18 protein-coding genes and 1 pseudogene are annotated in these 17,557 nt (G+C 71.5%); 10 read left to right on the top strand and 9 right to left on the bottom strand.

Going from position 1 to position 17,557, the window contains the following annotated elements:
* Window positions 1–10 precede the first annotated feature (10 nt).
* On the bottom strand, window positions 11–919 hold the full coding sequence (locus ACF07N_RS07660; RefSeq protein WP_392109612.1) for a 1-aminocyclopropane-1-carboxylate deaminase/D-cysteine desulfhydrase: 909 nt from the start codon (window positions 917–919) through the stop codon (window positions 11–13).
* Window positions 920–929: 10 nt separating this feature from the next.
* On the bottom strand, window positions 930–1,421 hold the full coding sequence (locus ACF07N_RS07655; protein WP_392109609.1) for a DUF6010 family protein: 492 nt from the start codon (window positions 1,419–1,421) through the stop codon (window positions 930–932).
* Window positions 1,422–1,724: 303 nt separating this feature from the next.
* Between ACF07N_RS07655 and ACF07N_RS07650 the strand changes: the two genes are divergently transcribed.
* The 3 genes from ACF07N_RS07650 (at window position 1,725) to ACF07N_RS07640 (ending at window position 5,653) form a co-directional block, all read left to right on the top strand.
* Entirely contained in the window at window positions 1,725–3,131 is a 1,407-nt protein-coding gene (locus ACF07N_RS07650) for a family 2B encapsulin nanocompartment shell protein (protein WP_392109606.1), read from the top strand.
* A gap of 111 nt (window positions 3,132–3,242) precedes the next feature.
* A complete protein-coding gene (locus tag ACF07N_RS07645) occupies window positions 3,243–4,412 on the top strand; it encodes a family 2 encapsulin nanocompartment cargo protein polyprenyl transferase (RefSeq protein WP_392109603.1) in 1,170 nt (389 codons plus the stop codon).
* A 611-nt stretch (window positions 4,413–5,023) separates the two neighbouring features.
* Window positions 5,024–5,653 carry a GNAT family N-acetyltransferase gene (locus tag ACF07N_RS07640; protein ID WP_392109600.1) on the top strand — a complete coding sequence of 210 codons (630 nt, stop codon included), beginning with the start codon at window positions 5,024–5,026 and terminating at the stop codon, window positions 5,651–5,653.
* 55 nt (window positions 5,654–5,708) lie between these two features.
* Here ACF07N_RS07640 and ACF07N_RS07635 read toward each other — a convergent pair whose 3' ends face one another.
* Complete coding sequence (locus tag ACF07N_RS07635) at window positions 5,709–6,308, bottom strand: TetR/AcrR family transcriptional regulator (protein ID WP_392109597.1); 600 nt, start codon at window positions 6,306–6,308, stop codon at window positions 5,709–5,711.
* Between the two features lie 112 nt (window positions 6,309–6,420).
* On the opposite strand from ACF07N_RS07635, the gene ACF07N_RS07630 reads away from it, so the two are divergent.
* From ACF07N_RS07630 to ACF07N_RS07620, 3 genes are all read left to right on the top strand, one after another.
* Window positions 6,421–7,005, top strand: coding sequence for a dihydrofolate reductase family protein (locus ACF07N_RS07630; protein ID WP_392109594.1), 585 nt, complete (start codon window positions 6,421–6,423; stop codon window positions 7,003–7,005).
* 503 nt (window positions 7,006–7,508) lie between these two features.
* Window positions 7,509–7,922 carry a YciI family protein gene (locus tag ACF07N_RS07625; protein ID WP_392109591.1) on the top strand — a complete coding sequence of 138 codons (414 nt, stop codon included), beginning with the start codon at window positions 7,509–7,511 and terminating at the stop codon, window positions 7,920–7,922.
* Between the two features lie 122 nt (window positions 7,923–8,044).
* Complete coding sequence (locus ACF07N_RS07620) at window positions 8,045–8,275, top strand: hypothetical protein (protein WP_392109588.1); 231 nt, start codon at window positions 8,045–8,047, stop codon at window positions 8,273–8,275.
* A 12-nt stretch (window positions 8,276–8,287) separates the two neighbouring features.
* Here ACF07N_RS07620 and ACF07N_RS07615 read toward each other — a convergent pair whose 3' ends face one another.
* Window positions 8,288–9,031 (bottom strand): VOC family protein, encoded by a 744-nt coding sequence (locus ACF07N_RS07615; protein WP_392109585.1) that lies wholly within the window; start codon window positions 9,029–9,031, stop codon window positions 8,288–8,290.
* 104 nt (window positions 9,032–9,135) lie between these two features.
* On the opposite strand from ACF07N_RS07615, the gene ACF07N_RS07610 reads away from it, so the two are divergent.
* A complete protein-coding gene (locus tag ACF07N_RS07610) occupies window positions 9,136–10,290 on the top strand; it encodes an anion permease (RefSeq protein WP_392109582.1) in 1,155 nt (384 codons plus the stop codon).
* 167 nt (window positions 10,291–10,457) lie between these two features.
* Here ACF07N_RS07610 and sodN read toward each other — a convergent pair whose 3' ends face one another.
* On the bottom strand, window positions 10,458–10,853 hold the full coding sequence (sodN, locus tag ACF07N_RS07605) for a superoxide dismutase, Ni (RefSeq protein ID WP_004983535.1): 396 nt from the start codon (window positions 10,851–10,853) through the stop codon (window positions 10,458–10,460).
* A gap of 146 nt (window positions 10,854–10,999) precedes the next feature.
* Between sodN and sodX the strand changes: the two are divergent.
* Window positions 11,000–11,251, top strand: a pseudogene (sodX, locus tag ACF07N_RS07600) (nickel-type superoxide dismutase maturation protease); the annotation flags it as partial.
* Between the two features lie 65 nt (window positions 11,252–11,316).
* Here sodX and ACF07N_RS07595 read toward each other — a convergent pair.
* Complete coding sequence (locus ACF07N_RS07595; protein ID WP_392109579.1) at window positions 11,317–11,976, bottom strand: CGNR zinc finger domain-containing protein; 660 nt, start codon at window positions 11,974–11,976, stop codon at window positions 11,317–11,319.
* 89 nt (window positions 11,977–12,065) lie between these two features.
* Here ACF07N_RS07595 and ACF07N_RS07590 point away from each other — a divergent pair, with 89 nt between their 5' ends.
* Window positions 12,066–12,836, top strand: a complete 771-nt coding sequence (locus ACF07N_RS07590) for a class I SAM-dependent methyltransferase (protein ID WP_392109576.1) — start codon at window positions 12,066–12,068, stop codon at window positions 12,834–12,836.
* 65 nt (window positions 12,837–12,901) lie between these two features.
* On the opposite strand, the gene ACF07N_RS07585 is transcribed toward ACF07N_RS07590, so the two are convergent.
* The 3 genes from ACF07N_RS07585 to ACF07N_RS07575 are packed head-to-tail and all read right to left on the bottom strand — an operon-like array spanning window position 12,902 to window position 15,590.
* The gene (locus ACF07N_RS07585; RefSeq protein WP_383323844.1) at window positions 12,902–13,663 is read right to left on the bottom strand and encodes an amino acid ABC transporter ATP-binding protein; all 762 of its coding nucleotides are present in this window, start codon (window positions 13,661–13,663) and stop codon (window positions 12,902–12,904) included.
* Window positions 13,660–14,601: an amino acid ABC transporter permease gene (locus ACF07N_RS07580; RefSeq protein ID WP_392109572.1), complete on the bottom strand. Its 942-nt coding sequence runs from the start codon at window positions 14,599–14,601 to the stop codon at window positions 13,660–13,662. Before ACF07N_RS07580 ends, ACF07N_RS07585 begins: the two co-directional genes overlap by 4 nt.
* A gap of 32 nt (window positions 14,602–14,633) precedes the next feature.
* Window positions 14,634–15,590, bottom strand: a complete 957-nt coding sequence (locus ACF07N_RS07575; RefSeq protein ID WP_392109569.1) for an ABC transporter substrate-binding protein — start codon at window positions 15,588–15,590, stop codon at window positions 14,634–14,636.
* A 624-nt stretch (window positions 15,591–16,214) separates the two neighbouring features.
* Between ACF07N_RS07575 and ACF07N_RS07570 the strand changes: the two genes are divergently transcribed.
* Window positions 16,215–17,447, top strand: a complete 1,233-nt coding sequence (locus tag ACF07N_RS07570) for an NADP-dependent malic enzyme (protein WP_383323835.1) — start codon at window positions 16,215–16,217, stop codon at window positions 17,445–17,447.
* Window positions 17,448–17,557 lie beyond the last annotated feature (110 nt).

The following is a 17,557-nucleotide window of genomic DNA, read 5'->3' as shown; positions in this document are numbered from 1 at the left end:
CGGCCGGGCGTCAGGGAAAGGGGCGGCCGGTGATCACGGCCGCCACCGTCGTCCCGCGGGCGAAGACACCCTCGTCGGCCAGGGTGACGAGCCCGTACAGCAGCTTGGCGACGTACAGGCGCTCCACGGGCAGGCCGTGGCGCTGCTCGAAGTCCGCGGCGAACGCGTCGAGTTCCTCGGGCACGCGCGCGTAGCCGCCGAAATGGAAACGGTCGTCCATGGCCCAGGTGCCGCGCCGGCCGCCGAAGGCCGCCCGCTGCAACGCCTCGGTGCCGGCGGTCAGGAAGCCGCCCCTGAGGACCGGCACACCCAGGGCGCGCTGCCCCGGCGCGAGACCGGCGGCCAGCCCCGCCAGCGTGCCGCCGGTGCCGCACGCCACGGCGACGACGTCCGCCCGCCCGCGCAGCTCGGTGCCCAGCTCCCGGCAGCCGCGCACCGCCTCCGCGTTGCTTCCGCCCTCCGGGACGACGTACGCGTCCTCGGCGTCCGCCGCGCGCAGGAGCCCGGCCAGGGTCCGGGGCTCGGACTTGTGGCGGTAGGCCGTCCGGTCGGCGAAGTGCAGCCGCATGCCGTCGGCGGCGCAACGGGCCAGCGAGGGGTTGAGGGGCCGGCCGGCCAGCTCGTCGCCGCGTACGACACCGACCGTGGGGATGCCGAGCAGGCGGCCGGCCGCGGCCGTGGCGCGCAGGTGGTTGGACCATGCCCCGCCGAAGGTGACGACGGTCCGGCCGGCCGCCGCCGCGAGATTCGGCGCCAGCTTGCGCCACTTGTTGCCGATCAGCTCCGGGTGGATCAGATCGTCCCGCTTGAGCAGCAGCCGCACGCCCCGGCGCTCGAACCGGGCGTCGGCGACCTCCTGCACCGGCGAGGGCAGCAGCGGCCGCAGGCCGGCGAGGCCGGGGATGTCGGGGCTGGTCACCGGGTCATTGTCACCCGGCGGGGGGAGAGGCGGCCGTGGCGGCCCCGCCGCGGCCGGCCTCGTCCCGGTCGCGGTCCGCTTCCGTCGCCGGACCGTGCTGCCGGTGCCGGGCCCCGCGCCGGGCGCGGACCCACTCGGTGAGCGACGGCCCGCCCCGCAGGCACCAGAGCGCGATCACCGGGTCGCAGACGGCACAGCCCAGCGAGGAGGTGTGGGCGAACGGGATGATCGGGTTCCCCTTGATGTGGTGCACGACGTCCCACACCGTGTGCAGCAGCCAGCCGACGCCGATCCACGTCCACGACTCCAGACCGCGGAAGGCCACGTACGTCAGGACCGCGGTGAAGGCGAACTCCCAGCCGCCCAGACCGCCGCCGCTGAGGTAGGCGGCACCGGCACCGGCCACCATGACCGCGTTCAGGCGCCGCCGGTGCGGTTCGCGGACCAGGGACATCACCAGGGCGTAGAGGAGGCCGACAGCGATCGGTGCGACGTACTGCATGGCGGGGCCGTTCTCTGGAAGGGGCCGGGGGACGGATCATCACGCTAGGACCGGTCCCGCGGGCCTCCCAGAGGCGCGGCCGCCAACTTCCCACGGGTTGTCGCCAGCAAGTCCGGGCGCGGCGGCGGGCGGCCCCGGCAGCGGGTTCCGACGCCCGAATTCGTCGCTCCTGCCCAGCAGTACGAAGATCCATTCCCGCTCTTTCGGGTAATACCATCGTCGCGCTGCGTAAGGAAGGCTGGGCCGTGCACATCGATGCCCGAGGCATGTGGGCGTCGGTCACAACCGGGAGGGCAGTTCTCTATGTCGGTAGGCGAAGAGGTCCGCACGGAGCAGACCAAGCCGCAGCAGAGTCTCGGCACGGCGGCCGCGCGGAACCTGGCCACCACGACCAAGTCCGTGCCGCAGATGCAGGAGATCAGCTCCCGCTGGCTGCTGCGCATGCTGCCCTGGGTCGACATCCAGGGCGGCACGTACCGGGTGAACCGGCGGCTGACGTTCGCCGTGGGCGACGGCCGGCTCACGTTCGTCAAGACCGGCGACCGTGTCGAGATCATCCCCGCTGAGCTGGGCGAACTGCCCGCGCTGCGCTCCTACGAGGACGAGGAGGTGCTCTCCGAGATCGCCCGCCGCTGCGAGCAGCGCGAGATCCCCGCGGGCGACGTGATCGTCTCCTTCGGCAGCCCGTCCGACGAGGTCTACCTGCTGGCCCACGGCCGCGTCGAGAAGGTCGGCACGGGCCCCTACGGCGACGACGAGTCCCTCGGTGTCCTCGCCGACGGCGCCTACTTCGGCGACGACGCGCTGCTGAACGAGGACGCCATCTGGGAGTACACGGCCCGCGCGCTCACCGCCTGCACCGTCCTCGTGCTGCCCCGCCAGGAGTTCGCGCAGATCACCGAGCGCTCGGACACACTGCGCGAGCACCTCCAGCAGCTCCGCTCCATCCCCTCGCAGCGTTCCAACAAGTACGGCGAGAAGGAGATCGACCTCGCCGCCGGCCACTCCGGCGAGCCGGACATCCCGCACACGTTCGTCGACTACGAGGCCAGGCCCCGTGAGTACGAACTGAGCGTCGCCCAGACCGTGCTGCGCATCCACACCCGCGTGGCCGACCTGTACAACCAGCCCATGAACCAGACCGAGCAGCAGATCCGGCTGACGGTCGAGGCGCTCAAGGAGCGCCAGGAGCACGAGCTCATCAACAACCGCGACTTCGGGCTCCTGCACAACTGCGAGTACGACCAGCGGATCCAGCCGCACGACGGTGTGCCCAGCCCGGACGACCTGGACGAACTGCTCAGCCGGCGCCGGGGTACCAAGCTCCTCCTCGCCCACCCGCGCGCGATCGCCGCGATCGGCCGCGAGCTGAACAAGCGGGGCCTGGTCCCGGAGACCATCGACATGGCCGGCAACCGCATCCCGACCTGGCGCGGCGTGCCGATCTTCCCGTGCAACAAGATCCCGGTCACGGACGCGCGGACGACGTCGATCATCGCCATGCGTACCGGTGAGAGCGACCAGGGCGTCATCGGTCTGCGGGCCTCGGGCATCCCGGACGAGATCGAGCCGAGCCTGTCGGTGCGCTTCATGGGCATCAACGAACAGGCCATCATCAAGTACCTGGTCACGGCCTACTACTCGGCAGCGGTCCTGGTACCGGACGCGCTCGGAGTCCTGGAGAACGTCGAGATCGGCCGCTGGCGGTGACCCTCCCGGCAGGTCCGCCGTGTCCCGCCCCGGCCGGACGGGTACACCCTGGGGGTACGCGCCCGGTGGCAGCCCAGGCGCCACCGTCCGCTCCTTCTTCGAGGCGGTCCCATGGGTGAGTTCCTCACGGAGTTCAGGACGGAACCGACGCTGCCCGCCCCCGGTGGGCAGCCCGGCTCCGAGCCCCGGCGACCGGCCGGGGCGCCGGAAGGGCGGGGGCCCATCGGGACGCAGCAGGACAGCCGGGCGGTACCGGCCGAGGGACACGAGGCGGTCATACTCCTGGAGCGCGCCCGGGCGGAGGTCGATCCGGTGCTGCGGGCCGCGCTCGACTCGCTGCCGGCGCCGATGCGCCGGGTCGCGCGCTACCACTTCGGCTGGGAGCAGGCCGACGGTACTCCGGCCGAGGGCGGCTCGGGCAAGGCGATCCGGCCCGCGCTGGTTCTCGCCGCCGCGGCCGCCCTGGGGGGACCCGAGGCAAGAGCGCGCGCGGTCCGGGCGGCCGCCGCGGTGGAACTGGTCCACAACTTCACGCTGCTGCACGACGACGTGATGGACCGTGACGCCACCCGTCGCCACCGCCCCACCGCGTGGGCCGTGTTCGGCGACGCCGACGCGATCCTCGCCGGGGACGCCTTGCAGGCGCTGGCTCTGCGGCTGCTCGCCGAGGACCCGCATCCGGTGTCCCAGGCGGCCGCCGTCCGGCTCGCGGACTGCGTGGTCGAGCTGTGTGCCGGACAGCACGCGGACACGGCCCTGGAGCGGCGCGTCCCGGCCGGGGTGACGCTGGACGAGGTGCTCGCCGTGGCGGAGGCCAAGACGGGCGCCCTGCTGGGCAGCGCGTGCGCGATCGGCGCGCTGTACGCGGGGGCCGGGGCGACGGACGTGGCGGCGCTGGACGGGTTCGGCAGGGAGGCCGGACTGGCCTTCCAGTTCATCGACGACGTCATCGGCATATGGGGCGACCCGAGCCGCACCGGCAAACCGGTCGGCGCGGACCTGGCCGCGCGCAAGAAGTCCCTGCCGGTGGTCGCGGCCCTCGTCTCCGGCACACCCGAGGCCGCCGAACTCGCCGAGCTGTACGCACGACCCGCCGACGAGGAGGACCTGGACCGCATCGCCCTGACCGTGGAGCGTGCGGGCGGCCGCGACTGGGCACAGGAGCAGGCGGCCGACCGGATGGGCCGGGCGATGCAGCAACTGGCCCGGGCGGTACCCGATCCCGAGGCGGCGGGCGGGCTGCTCGCCCTCGCCGAGTTCGTGACCCGGCGCAGCAGTTGACGGCCGGCCGGGTCAGCGCCGGGTGCGAGCGCCGCGTCTGACCGCTGGTCGGCCGAGTGAGAGGGCCGTCTTCTTCGGACGGCCGAAGGACAGACCCCGGGGCGCCGGGGCCGTGCGGCTCCTGACACCGCACGGTCACCGGAACCCGGCCGGCGGGTCCCGCACTGCCCCACGGTGTGCGGGGCCCGCCCCTCGTCCGCTCCTCACTCGTGTCACACGGCCTCTTCGGGCAGGTGTGCGACACATTTCCGCCAACGTCCGGCCTCACCGGCCACGCTGCCCCCCGACCGGCCTACGATCACGCCCGGCGGCACCGGGTCGGCACCGCGGATCTGTACCGCGATCGGCACCAGTGGTCGGCACCGCGGATCTGTACCGCTGATCGGCACCGGTCATGGGTGCCGGCGATGGGTGCCGGCGGACGGCATCGGCGTTGCGGCATCGGTGATCGGCACCAGCCATCCGGCCATCGGCAGCAGTGGCCGGCATCGGGCGGACTGCACCGCGCGGACTGCACCGCACGGACGCCATCGGTGTTCGGCGTCGGTGTCGGCAATCGGTGATGCCGGTGATCGGTGATCAGTGATCAGGGCGAGCGAAGGGGCGGGGACATGGGCGTGTCGATCCGGACGGCGGGCGCGGAGGACCGGGAGCTGATCGTCCGGCTCCTGGACGAGGCTTTCCAGGACGACCCCGTGAGCGGCTGGGTCTTCCCCGGCGTGGAGGACCGCCGGACCAAGCACCCCGGACTCATGGCCGCCTTCACCGACATCGTGCTCGAGTCGGGCCGTGTCGACGTCACCGAGGACGGCTCCGCCTGCGCGCTGTGGCTGTCCATGCCCGCCCAGGACGGTCACGGCGAGGACGGCTCCGCCGACGCCGGTGAGGACGACGGCCCCGCCCAGGTGCGGGAGGCCGTCGACCCCGGCAACGCGCGCATCGAGGCGATCGGCCGCCTGACGGCCGCGATCCATCCCGCCGGGCGCGCCCACGAGTACCTGTGGATGATCGGGGTCGCCCCCGGCCGGCAGGGCGAAGGTCTCGGGACCGCGCTCATCGAGTCGGTCCTCGACCGTTGCGACCGCGAGGGGCTGCCCGCCTACCTGGAGGCCAGCAGCGACCGCAGCCGCAAGCTGTACGAGCGGCTGGGCTTCGAGCTGTCGGGCGAGGTCCTCGAACTGCCCGACGGCCCGGTGATGTGGCCGATGTGGCGCGAGCCCCGAACGGTGACGTCCGCCTAGGTCCCTGCGGGCCGCGCCTCCACCAGCAGACCCTCACGCCCCTGCCGTTGCGCCCCTACTCTTGCGCCCCCTCCGGCAGGACCGTCGCCACGATCCGCTCCACCAGTCCGTCCGGCACGCTCACGCCGGGCAGCACGTCCTCCAGCACGCCCGGCAGGGTCAGGTGCTCCAGGAGCAGTCCGAGCATGGCCAGATAGAGCACGGCGACTCTCTCGTCACCCCCGGGCAGCCCGGCCGTCCGGTGGAACTCCATGGCCTCCTCCAGGTCGCCGCGCACCGACTTCGTGTAGGAGGCGCGCAGTTCGGGGCGCCGGGTGGCCTCCAGCCGTAGCTCCAGCAAGGCCAGGTAGCCCGTGCGGTCGCGGGTCGCGCGGGCCGTCAGGTCGTGCATGAAGGCCGTGACCAGCGAGCGGTCCCTCGGCCGGTTCATGAGCCCGGTGACCACCTCCGGGTCGGGCGCGAGGCGCGCGTGCAGCCGGGTGTCGATCTGGCGGAGCAGGTCGCCGCGGTCGGCGAAGTAGTTCGAGGCGGTGCCCACCGGGACGCCGGCCTCCGCGTCCACCGCGCGGAACGTCAGCCCACGGGCTCCCTCCCGCGCGAGGACCTCGACACCGGCGTCGACGAGCGCGGCGCGCCGCTCAGGGTTGCTGGCCATGCGGAGTCCCTTCTCCCACTTCCGCGGATCGCGGATAATCCCTTGCAACCACTACAAGTGAAGCACTACAACTGGAGTCGTTGCAGCGACAGCCTACGAAAAGAGACCTGGCTTGCGAAAGCTCACCTACTTCATCGCCTGCTCCATCGACGGCTTCATCGGGGACCCGGACGGCGACGCGTCGTCGATGTATCCCTTCGTCGACGAGGAGTTCTTCGGCTTCCTCGCGGAGGAGTATCCGGAGACCGTCGCGACCGGCGGGCGGCGCGCCACCGGCATCGACGACCTGCCGAACAAGCGGTTCGACACGATCGTCCAGGGCCGGGCCAGCTACGAAGTGGCCCTCAAGGAGGGCATCACCAGCCCCTACAGCCACCTGCGCGAGTACGTCGCCTCGCGCACGCTGGGAAAGTCGCCCGATCCGAACGTGGAGATCATCGCGGACGACCTGCTCGGCAAGGTCCGCGCGCTCAAGGCGGAGGACGGCGACCTCGGCATCTACCTGTGCGGCGGTTCCCGCCTGGCCGGAGAGCTGCTGGACGAGATCGACGAACTGGTCATCAAGACCTACCCGCTCGTCTACGGCTCGGGCATGCCCATGTTCGGCTCCGGCTTCCAGCTCTCCGAATTCACACTGGAGTCGGTGCGCACCTTCGGCAACGGCGTGCTGGTGCGCACGTACAGCAGGAAGCGCTGAGCGCCGCACCGGCCTACCCTGAAGGCATGGGCAGCGAGGAGCACGTCTGTCCGACCTGCGGACAGCCAGTGGAGACAGTCGTCCGGCGGCACAAGACGCTGGGCACCTGGGTCCCGAGGTGGGTGGCGGGACCGTGCCGCAACCCCGAGTGCGGGGCCTACGACGACGCGGAGGGTGCGGAAAGCGGCCGGGCCGAAGGCGCCCGGCCGGGCGGGGACGCCGGAGCGGCCCGGCCCGCCGAAGACCCCGCCCCATCCGTGACCGCCCCGCCGGGCCCGGCCCGGCCCGAGGCCACCCCCGGGGGAACGGTCGCGAAGAATCCCCGAGCCTGAGCCGGTATCGAGCCGGCGCCTGAGCCGGTCCCCGGATCCGTGCCCGGCACCGCGGCCCGTCCGCGGCGCCCCGCCCGGGGTCCGCCTGGGGCCCCGTGGGATCCGCGTCGGCTCCGCCTGGGATCCGCGTGGGATCCGCCCGGCGGCACGGGACGAGCACGGAGGAGCGGCATGAGGTACCTGGTCCTGGTGGAGGGCTCACAGGCGGACTACGACGCCCTGCGCGGCAAGGGCTCGGCGGACTCCGCGGCCTGGAGCGAGGAGGACCTGCGCGCCATGTCCGCGCACATGGGCGCGCTCGGCGACGACCTGGCCGGGAGCGGCGAGCTGGTCGACGCGCAGGGCCTGGCCGAGCCGGCGCGGAGCCGGCACGTCACGCTCGGGGCCGACGGGAAGGCCGTGATCGACGACGGCCCGTACGGCCTGACGGAGGTGCTGCCCGCCGGTTACTGGGTTTTGGAGTGCGCGAGCCTGGAGCGGGTCACGGAGATCGCGGAGCGGATCGCACGATGCCCCCAGCCCGCGGGCGCCCCGGGCCGTCCGGTGGTGATCCGCCCGATCGTGGACGGCTCGGCCGACCTCTGACGAGCCGACGCGGACGAATCCGCCGACGAGCCGACGCGGATCGGATCCCACCACCCTCCCGGCCCTGTCCGGGACGGTGGTCCCGGCGCGGGGGCTGAGGCCGGACGCGTTAGCGTGTGGCCATGAGCATGACGGGGGAGCGGCGTCGCAGGGTGTGGCGGTGGGTGGTGATCCTGTGGGCGCTGGTCGTGGTCGCGGCGGGCGGGCTGACCCTCTGGGCGCAGACATCGGCGGAGCCCGGAGGGCCGTACGTCTGGGAGAACGCGGATCCGGACGAGGCGCCGGATCTTCCGCCCTGCCCCACGCCCGAGGGGGACCTCATGACGGCGTGCGCGTACATCGGCAGGCCTTAGGCAGCTGTCCGGTCAACACACCCGAACCCGCGGCCGGCCCGTCTCCGGGTCCCGGGTCGTCAGGCAGTACGTGCCGCCCGCCGGGTCGCGCATCACCGTCCAGCCGGAGAACGCGGCCACGAACGACGCCCCGTGCTCCTCGTGCCAGGCCCGGGTCGTGCCGGCGTCCGCGCAGGCGAGGTCGAGGTGGGCGGAGGCCGGGCGTTCGCCGTCGAGGCGCTGCAGGAGCAGGCGCACCGGCAGCCCGGGCGGCGGCTCGACCACATGGAACTCCGGAAGGGAGCCGGGACGTGACTCCCAGCCGGTCAGCAGCGCGGTCCAGAAGGCGACTTCGGCGTCGTGGACCGACGGCGGCACGTCCAGGCACACCTGGTCGAGCCGGCTGCCGCGCACCGGGTCCGGCCGCGACGACTGCCCGCGCCAGCAGTCCGCGCAGAACAACTGCCCGCCCGGCGAGCGCAGCACGGCGAGTGACCCGAGGTCGCGCACCACGCGTGCCCCGAGCCGCACCGCCGTGTCGGTGAACTCCCGTACGTCGTCCACGCAGAAGTCCAGGTGCGCGCCGCCGGGACCGGATGCGACCGCCTGCACCTTCACGCACGCGTCGGCGCCGTCCGGGAGCAGCGTGACGAACTCGGAGTGCTCGCCGCGTGGTTCGGAGAGCCGGGTGCCGGTGACCGCCGTCCAGAAGCCGCAGGCGGCGTCGAAGCCCGCGCGGGGCCGGTCGGCGAAGGCGTACGTCCAGCGGATGCTCATGGCCGCGATCGTAGGGGGTGCGCGCCACGGCCACCTGCGTGAACCTGACCGGCCGTCGCCTCGCCGGTCCCAGCCCCCCGGCCCGGACTTGCTTGCATGCAGCAATGGACCACATCACGTTCCTCGTGGCCGTCGTCATCGTCACGGCGCTCGCGTTCGACTTCACCAACGGTTTCCACGACACGGCGAACGCGATGGCCACCTCCATCGCCACCGGCGCGCTCGCTCCCCGTACAGCGGTCCTGATCAGCGGCGTCCTCAACGTCGTCGGCGCCTTCCTGTCCACCGAGGTCGCCAGGACCATCTCGGGCGGCATCGTGGACGACGCCCTCGTCACACCGGGGATGATCTTCGCGGGGCTTGTCGGTGCGATCCTGTGGAACCTGCTGACCTGGCTCCTCGGACTGCCCTCCAGTTCCTCGCACGCCCTGTTCGGCGGGCTGATCGGAGCCGTGTGGGTGGGGGCGGGCCGTCACGGCGTGCACTTCGGCAAGGTCGTCGAGAAGGTGCTGGTCCCGGCGGTGGCCTCGCCGGTCGTGGCCGGAATCGCCGCACTGCTCGCCACCTGGCTCGCCTACCGGCTCACCGACCGCGCCCGCGAGGAGTCCGTGGCGAAGGGCTTCCGGATCGGGCAGATCGCCTCCGCCTCGCTCGTCTCGCTCGCCCACGGCACCAACGACGCGCAGAAGACCATGGGCGTCATCACCCTCACCCTGATCGCGGCCGGCGCGCTCGGCCCCGACGCCGGTCCGCCCCTGTGGGTGGTCGCCTCCGCGGGCCTCGCGATCGGCCTCGGCACCTACCTCGGCGGCTGGCGGATCATCCGCACCATGGGCAAGGGCCTCACCGAGATCCGGTCGCCGCAGGGCTTCGCCGCCGAGACCGCCTCCACCACCGTCATCCTGACCTCCGCCCACCTCGGTTTCGCCCTGTCCACCACCCAGGTCGCCTCGGGCAGCATCCTCGGCGCCGGACTCGGCCGCAGGCTCGCGGAGGTCCGCTGGAGCGTCGCGGGCCGGATGGCGGTCGCCTGGGTGATCACCCTGCCCGCCGCGGCGCTGATCGGCGGCGGGGCCGCCGCGGCCGTCCAGCACGGCGGCGACCTCGGCACGGCGGTCGTCGCGGTGGTCGGCACCGCCCTCGCCGCGGGCATCGTGGTGCTCTCGCGCCGCAACCCGGTGCACGCGCGGAACGTCAACGACACGCACGAGGTCAGCCTGCGCGACGAGCCGCCGGCCAAGGTCGGCGCGGCCGCCTGAACGGGCGGTGACGTCACGCCCCTCGACCGGACCGCACACGGCGGGGCCGCAGGCACCCCGGCCACCGTGACGCCGGCGAAGTCCCCACGACGGTGCCGGCACCGGGCACCGTACGACGAAGGGGCCCGGCCGGATCGGCGGCAGGGCCCCTTCGGCGTACGTGGCGATCAGGCCTTCTTGGTCTCCCAGAAGATCTTGTCGATCTGGGCGATGTAGTCCAGCGCCTTCTGGCCGGTGGCCGGGTCGGTCGACGCCTTGGCGGCCGAGAGGGCCTTCAGGGTGTCGTTGACCAGCTGGTGCAGCTCCGGGTACTTCTCGAAGTGCGGGGGCTTGAAGTAGTCGCTCCACAGCACCGAGACGTGGTGCTTGGCGAGCTCCGCGCGCTGCTCCTTGATGACGGTGGCGCGGGCCTGGAAGTGCGGGTCGTCGTTTCCGGCCATCTTCTCCTGGACGGCCTTGACCGACTCCGCCTCGATGCGGGCCTGGGCGGGGTCGTAGACACCGCAGGGAAGGTCGCAGTGCGCGCTGACCTTGACCTTGGGTGCAAACAGGCGGGAAAGCATGGAGCATTCCTTCCTCGTGATCGTCTTCTCACAGGGGACATTACTCCGTGGGGGAGGGGTTTTCGCGAGTGCCCCCTAGGGCTTAGGACAAAAGTCCGGGGTGAGACTGAGACTGGTGGAGGAAAGAACCGGGGAGGTGCCGGGTGATGCCGGAGCTGTCGCAGGAGTCCGAGCGGGGGAGGCCGGCCGCGCCCTTCGGGGTGGCCGAGGTGACCGGGCCGTCCATGGTGCCCACGCTGTACCACGGGGACCGGCTCCTGGTGCACTACGGCGCCCGGATCAGGCCCGGTGACGTGGTCGTGCTGCGCCATCCCTTCCAGCAGGACCTGCTCGTGGTGAAGCGGGCCGCCCAGCGGCGCGAGAACGGCTGGTGGGTGCTCGGCGACAACGCCTACGCCGGCGGCGACAGCACCGACTACGGCGTCGTCCCCGACGACCTGGTGCTGGGCCGGGTCCGGTTCCGCTACCGGCCGCTCAGGCCCGGCCGGCGCTCGCCGTGGGCGCTGCTCGGCTGGGCGCTGTCGGCCGCCAGGCCCGTCCTCTCCGGCAGGCCGGGCCGGGCCGCCTCCAGGCGTTTGCGGGCCCGGTAGGCCGCCACGTTGGCACGGGTCGCGCAGCGGTCGGAGCAGTAGCGCCGCGAGCGGTTGGTCGAGGTGTCCAGGTAGGCGTTGCGGCAGGGCGGGGCCTCGCACAGGCCGAGGCGGTCCACGCCGTACTCGGTGAGGTGGAAGGCCAGGCCCATCGCGGCGATGGCCGCGTAGCCGGCGGTGGCGTTGGACGGGTGGTCCGCCAGGTGCATGTGCCACAGCGGGCGGCCGTCGTCGTCGCGGAAGTCGTGCCCCGAGATCTGCGGGCTCACCGGGAACTCCAGCAGCAGGGAGTTCAGCAGGTCCACGGCGAGCTGCTCGTCGCCGCCGTCCGCCGCCTCGAAGACCGCGCGCAGCCGGGCCCGGACCGAGCGGAACCGGGTCACGTCCGCGTCCGTGGCGCGGCGCGCGGCCGACTGCTGGCCGCCGAACAGATCGCGCACGGCCTCCACCGAGGTCAGGGTGTCCGTGCCCCGGGCCGGCTCCTCGGTGTTGACGAGGCGCACGGCATAGTCCGAGTAATAGGCCAGTTCCACTTGTAGTCCTTACGGAGGGGCTTTATGGTCGTGAGTGCGCGCTGGTAACAGCTGATCGTGTATCCAGGGTATTACGACGGAGGGGCTCGATGACGGACGCGGACACCACCACGGCCACCACCGACTGGCAGGCCTGGCAGGCGAGCTGGGACCGCCAGCAGGAGTGGTACATGCCCGACCGCGAGGAGCGGTTCCGCATCATGCTCGACATGGTGGAGGCCGTCGTGGGCACCGCCCCGCGCGTCCTCGACCTGGCCTGCGGCACGGGCAGCATCACCGCCCGGCTGCTCGCCCGGTTCCCCGACGCCACCAGCACCGGAGTCGACCTCGACCCGGCGCTCCTCGCCATCGCCGAGGGCACCTTCGCCGGTGACGACCGGGTCACCCTGGTCGGCGCCGACCTCAAGGATCCCGACTGGCCGGCCAGGCTGCCGCACGACTCGTACGACGCCGTCCTCACCGCGACGGCCCTGCACTGGCTGCACCGGGACCCTCTCGCGGAGCTCTACGGCCGCCTCGCCGGACTCGTCCGCGAGGGCGGGGTCTTCCTGAACGCGGACCACATGATCGACGAGTCGACGCCCCGGATCAACGCCGCCGAGCGTGCCCAGCGCCACGCCCGCATGGAACAGGCCAGGGAGTCCGGCGTCCTCGGCTGGACCGAGTGGTGGCAGCTCGCCGCGAAGGACCCTGTCCTCGCCGGACCCACCGCCCGGCGTTACGAGATCTACGGCGACCACGCCGACGGGGACACGCCGTCGGTGGCCTGGCATGTGCGCGTGCTGCGCGAGAAGGGGTTCGGCGAGGTCAGGCCGGTGTGGTGCTCGCCCTCGGACACCCTGCTGCTCGCCATGAAGTAGACGCGCGGGGGAGCGCGAAGGGGGCGGCACGGAGATTCCGTACCGCCCCCTCGCCGTGCGTGCCGTCAGAGCACCTTGGACAGGAACGACTTCGTCCGCTCGTGCTGCGGGTTCGTCAGCACCTCGCGCGGATGTCCGGATTCGACCACCACGCCGCCGTCCATGAAGACCAGGCTGTCGCCCACCTCGCGGGCGAAGCCCATCTCGTGCGTGACGACGACCATCGTCATACCCGACTCGGCCAGGTCGCGCATGACGTCCAGGACGTCACCGACCAGCTCCGGGTCGAGCGCCGAGGTCGGCTCGTCGAACAGCATCAGCTTCGGGTCCATGGCCAGGGCCCGCGCGATGGCCACGCGCTGCTGCTGGCCGCCGGAGAGCTGCGAGGGGTAGTTGCCCGCCTTGTCGGCCAGGCCCACCCGGTCCAGCAGCTCCAGCGCGCGCAGCCGCGCCTGGCCCTTGTTCACGCCCTTGACCTGGACGGGCGCCTCCATGACGTTCTCCACGGCCGTCATGTGCGGGAACAGGTTGAAGCGCTGGAAGACCATGCCGATGTCCCGGCGCTTCAGCGCGACCTCGCTGTCCTTCAGCTCGTAGAGCTTGTCGCCCTTCTGCTTGTAGCCGACCAGCTCGCCGTCGACGTACAGGCGGCCGGCGTTGATCTTCTCCAGGTGGTTGATGCACCTGAGGAAGGTCGACTTGCCGGAGCCGGACGGTCCGATGAGGCAGAACACCTCGCCGGACTTCACCTCCAGGTCGATGCCCTTGAGGACCTCGACGGGACCGAAGGACTTGTGGACGCCCTCGGCCTTCACCATGGCGGTCATGCGGTGCCTCCCGTCGTCGACGAGCGGTTGGACAGGGACAGCACGTTGGCCTTGATCTTCTGGAACGGCGTGGCCGGGAGCGACCGGCTCGAACCACGCGCGTAGTACCGCTCCAGGTAGTACTGGCCGACGCTGAAGACCGAGGTCAGCAGCAGGTACCAGGCCGCCGCCAGGAACAGCATCTCAGCCGGGGCGCCGGAGGTCTGGCCGATGTCCTGGGCGGCGCGGAGCAGTTCGGGGTACTGGACGACCGAGACCAGCGAGGTCGTCTTCAGCATGTTGATGACCTCGTTGCCCGTCGGCGGCACGATCACGCGCATCGCCTGCGGGATCACGATCCGGCGCAGCGTCTTGGAGTGGCTCATGCCGAGCGCGTGCGACGCCTCGGTCTGGCCCTCGTCGACCGAGAGCAGACCGGCACGGCAGATCTCCGCCATGTACGCCGCCTCGTTCAGGCCGAGGCCCAGCAGCGCCGTCAGGAACGGGGTCATGAAGTCCGACCACTCGTCCTTGTAGAACGGCCCGAGGTTGATGTACTCGAAGACCAGGCCGAGGTTGAACCAGACGATCAGCTGGACCAGGACCGGGGTGCCGCGGAAGAACCAGATGTAGAACCAGGCGATCGACGAGGTCACCGGGTTCTTCGACAGGCGCATCACGGCGAGCAGGACGCCGCCGATGATGCCGATCGCCATGGACAGCACCGTCAGCAGGAGCGTTTTGCCCACGCCGTCGACGATGCGGTCGTCGAAGAAGTAGTCCGGGATCGCGTCCCAGTTGATCTTGCCCTGGGCGAACGCGTAGACGACGCCGCCCAGCAGGGCGAGGGCGACGACGGCCGAGATGTACCGCCCGTAGTGCCGGACCGGGATGGCCTTGATGGCCTCCGGCCCGGCCGGGGGCGTGTCGCCCGCCGTCTTGTCGATGTCAACAGTCACGGGTGTTGCCTTTCAGTGCCGCTGCGTCGCGGTCACTTGCCGCCGTTGATCGTGGCCTCGTCGACGGAGCCGTCCGTGACGCCCCACTTCTTCAGGATCTTCTCGTACTCGCCGTTCTTGATGATGGCGTCGAGCGCGGCCTTGAGCGCGTCCCGCAGCTCCGTCTGGTTCTTGGCGACCGCGATGCCGTACGGAGCGGCCTCGACCTGCTCGCCGACCAGCTGGAAGTCCTTGCCGCCGCCGGAGGTCTTCACGGCGTACGCGGCGACCGGGAAGTCGGACGAGCCGGCGTCGGCGCCGCCCGCGCGCAGGCGGGTCTGGGCCTGCTGGTCGTTGTCGAAGGGCTCGATGGCGATCTTCTTGCCGGACGGGCACTTCTTCGACTCGGCCTTGGCGAGGTCCTCGGAGACCGTGCCGCGCTGCAGCACGATCTTCTTGCCGCACAGGTCGGACCAGGTCTTGATGCCCTGGTCGTCGCCCTTCTTGGTGTAGATCGACACACCGGCGGTGAAGTAGTCCACGAAGTCGACGCCCTCGCCGACCTTCTTGCCCGTGTCGGAGTCGATGCCCTCCTGGCGGTCCTTGGTGTCGGTCATCGCGGACATGGCGATGTCGTACCGCTTGGAGCGCAGACCCGTGATCAGCGTGTCGAAGGTGCCGTTCTCGAACTGGAAGTCGACCCCGAGCTGCTTGCCCATGGCGGCGGCGAGGTCGGGGTCGATGCCGACCACCTTGCCCGAGCTGTCCTTGAACTCGACCGGGGCGTAGGCGATGTCCGAACCGACCTTGATGACGCCCTTGTCGCGGATCGCCTTGGGCAGCTTGTCGGCCAGCGGGGCGGAGGCCGTCGCGGTCTCGCTGCCCGAGCCGTTGTCCTTGGTCTGGTCACCGCATCCGGTGAGCATCAGCGCGCCTGCGACCGCGATCGCACCGACCGCTGCTAGCCGGGAGCGGGCGGCGGTCGTACGACGGGTGGAGCTTGCGGTCATGGTGGGTTCCTCCGGCGGATGGGTGGAGTTGCCGATGGGGCTCAGCGCCGCCGATGGGGTCGGCAGCGCCGTGGCCTGCCGGCGGGGCCGGCAATGCCGTGGGTCGACGAGAACACACGTCTTCGAGTGTCGCGACCTCGTGTGATTACGGCATCTTGCCATTCGGACTGCGCCATTCTGGGGGCCAGCCATGTCAAAATCGGATAACGGGCGACCCCCGAACCGCACCACTCCGGTACATCACGGCCGGACCTTCTGTGGGAATCTCTCCTTCCGGCCGGAAGATCTTCGGCATATCCCGGGATTTGGCTCCGGGGGCCGCGGACTTCGCCGCCGCTTGAGTGGTTGTCGATGGTTTGTCCAGGCCTTGTCCCGATTTTGGACGAAGAGTCAGGGCGCTGGCATGTGACCTTGGCGTTATGGACTCGTCCTCGGTGCCGTCCGTCCGGTAAGAAAGGTCTTTACACCCCTCATCCGGGGCTCAGGGCGCGTGTGCGGCGCGCCCGTCGCGTACGCGCCCGTACGTATCACGTACAAGCACGACCACGGCGGTACGCGGTCCCGCCCACCCCTCACCAGGAGTGGCCACCCTCAAACCGATGAAGATTTAAGGGGTAAAACGAAGTGGCAGCGGAGATCGTCAATCCTCGCAGCGAGAGCAAGACCGGTGATACGGGCAACGAGGGCGGTGCGGAGCCCCTCGACTCCTTCGATCCGGCGTTCGCGCTGCACCGCGGCGGCAAGATGGCCGTGCAGGCCACCGTGCCGGTCCGTGACAAGGACGACCTGTCCCTGGCGTACACGCCCGGGGTCGCGAAGGTGTGCAGCGCGATCGCGGAGCAGCCGGAGCTGGTGCACGACTACACATGGAAGTCCTCGGTCGTCGCCGTCGTGACGGACGGTACGGCCGTGCTGGGGCTCGGTGACATCGGGCCCGAGGCCTCCCTCCCGGTGATGGAGGGCAAGGCCATCCTGTTCAAGCAGTTCGGCGGTGTGGACGCGGTTCCGATCGCGCTGGCCTGCACGGACGTCGACGAGATCGTCGAGACGGTGGTGCGGCTCGCGCCCTCGTTCGGCGGCGTCAACCTGGAGGACATCTCGGCGCCGCGGTGCTTCGAGATCGAGCGGAAGCTGCAGGAGCGGCTGGACATCCCGGTCTTCCACGACGACCAGCACGGCACGGCGGTCGTGACGCTGGCCGCCCTGCGGAACGCCGCGCGGCTGAGCGGGCGGGCCGTGGGCGACCTGCGGGCCGTCATCTCCGGCGCCGGCGCGGCGGGTGTCGCCATCGCGAAGATGCTGGTCGAGGCCGGGATCGGGGACGTCGCGGTGGCCGACCGCAAGGGTGTCGTGTCGGCGGACCGGGACGACCTCACGCCGGTCAAGCGGGACCTGGCCGGGTTCACCAACAAGGCCGGGATCACGGGCTCGCTGGAGACGGCGCTGGCCGGGGCCGACGTGTTCATCGGGGTCTCGGGAGGGACCGTCCCGGAGTCCGCGGTGGCGTCCATGGCCGAGGGCGCGTTCGTCTTCGCCATGGCGAACCCGAACCCGGAGGTGCACCCCGAGGTCGCGCACAAGTACGCGGCGGTCGTCGCCACCGGGCGGTCGGACTTCCCGAACCAGATCAACAACGTGCTGGCGTTCCCGGGGATCTTCGCCGGGGCGCTGCAGGTGCGGGCCTCCCGGATCACGGAGGGGATGAAGCTGGCCGCCGCGGAGGCGCTGGCCGCTGTGGTCGGGGACGATCTCGCCGCCGACTACGTCATTCCGTCGCCGTTCGACGAGCGGGTGGCGCCTGCGGTGACCGCGGCGGTCGCGGCCGCGGCGCGGGCCGAGGGTGTCGCGCGTCGCTGATACCGCCGAGCGAGTGATGAGGTGACCCCGTCCGGGTTGGGCGGGGTCATTTCTTTGCCGGGGGTTCGGCTGTTCGGGTGGTGTACGGACGCGGACGGGTCCCGGAGGCC

It is taken from the genome of Streptomyces sp. NPDC015242 (genome assembly GCF_043079125.1).
Taxonomy (GTDB): domain Bacteria; phylum Actinomycetota; class Actinomycetes; order Streptomycetales; family Streptomycetaceae; genus Streptomyces.
This window is presented reverse-complemented; position numbering and strand designations above follow the sequence as displayed.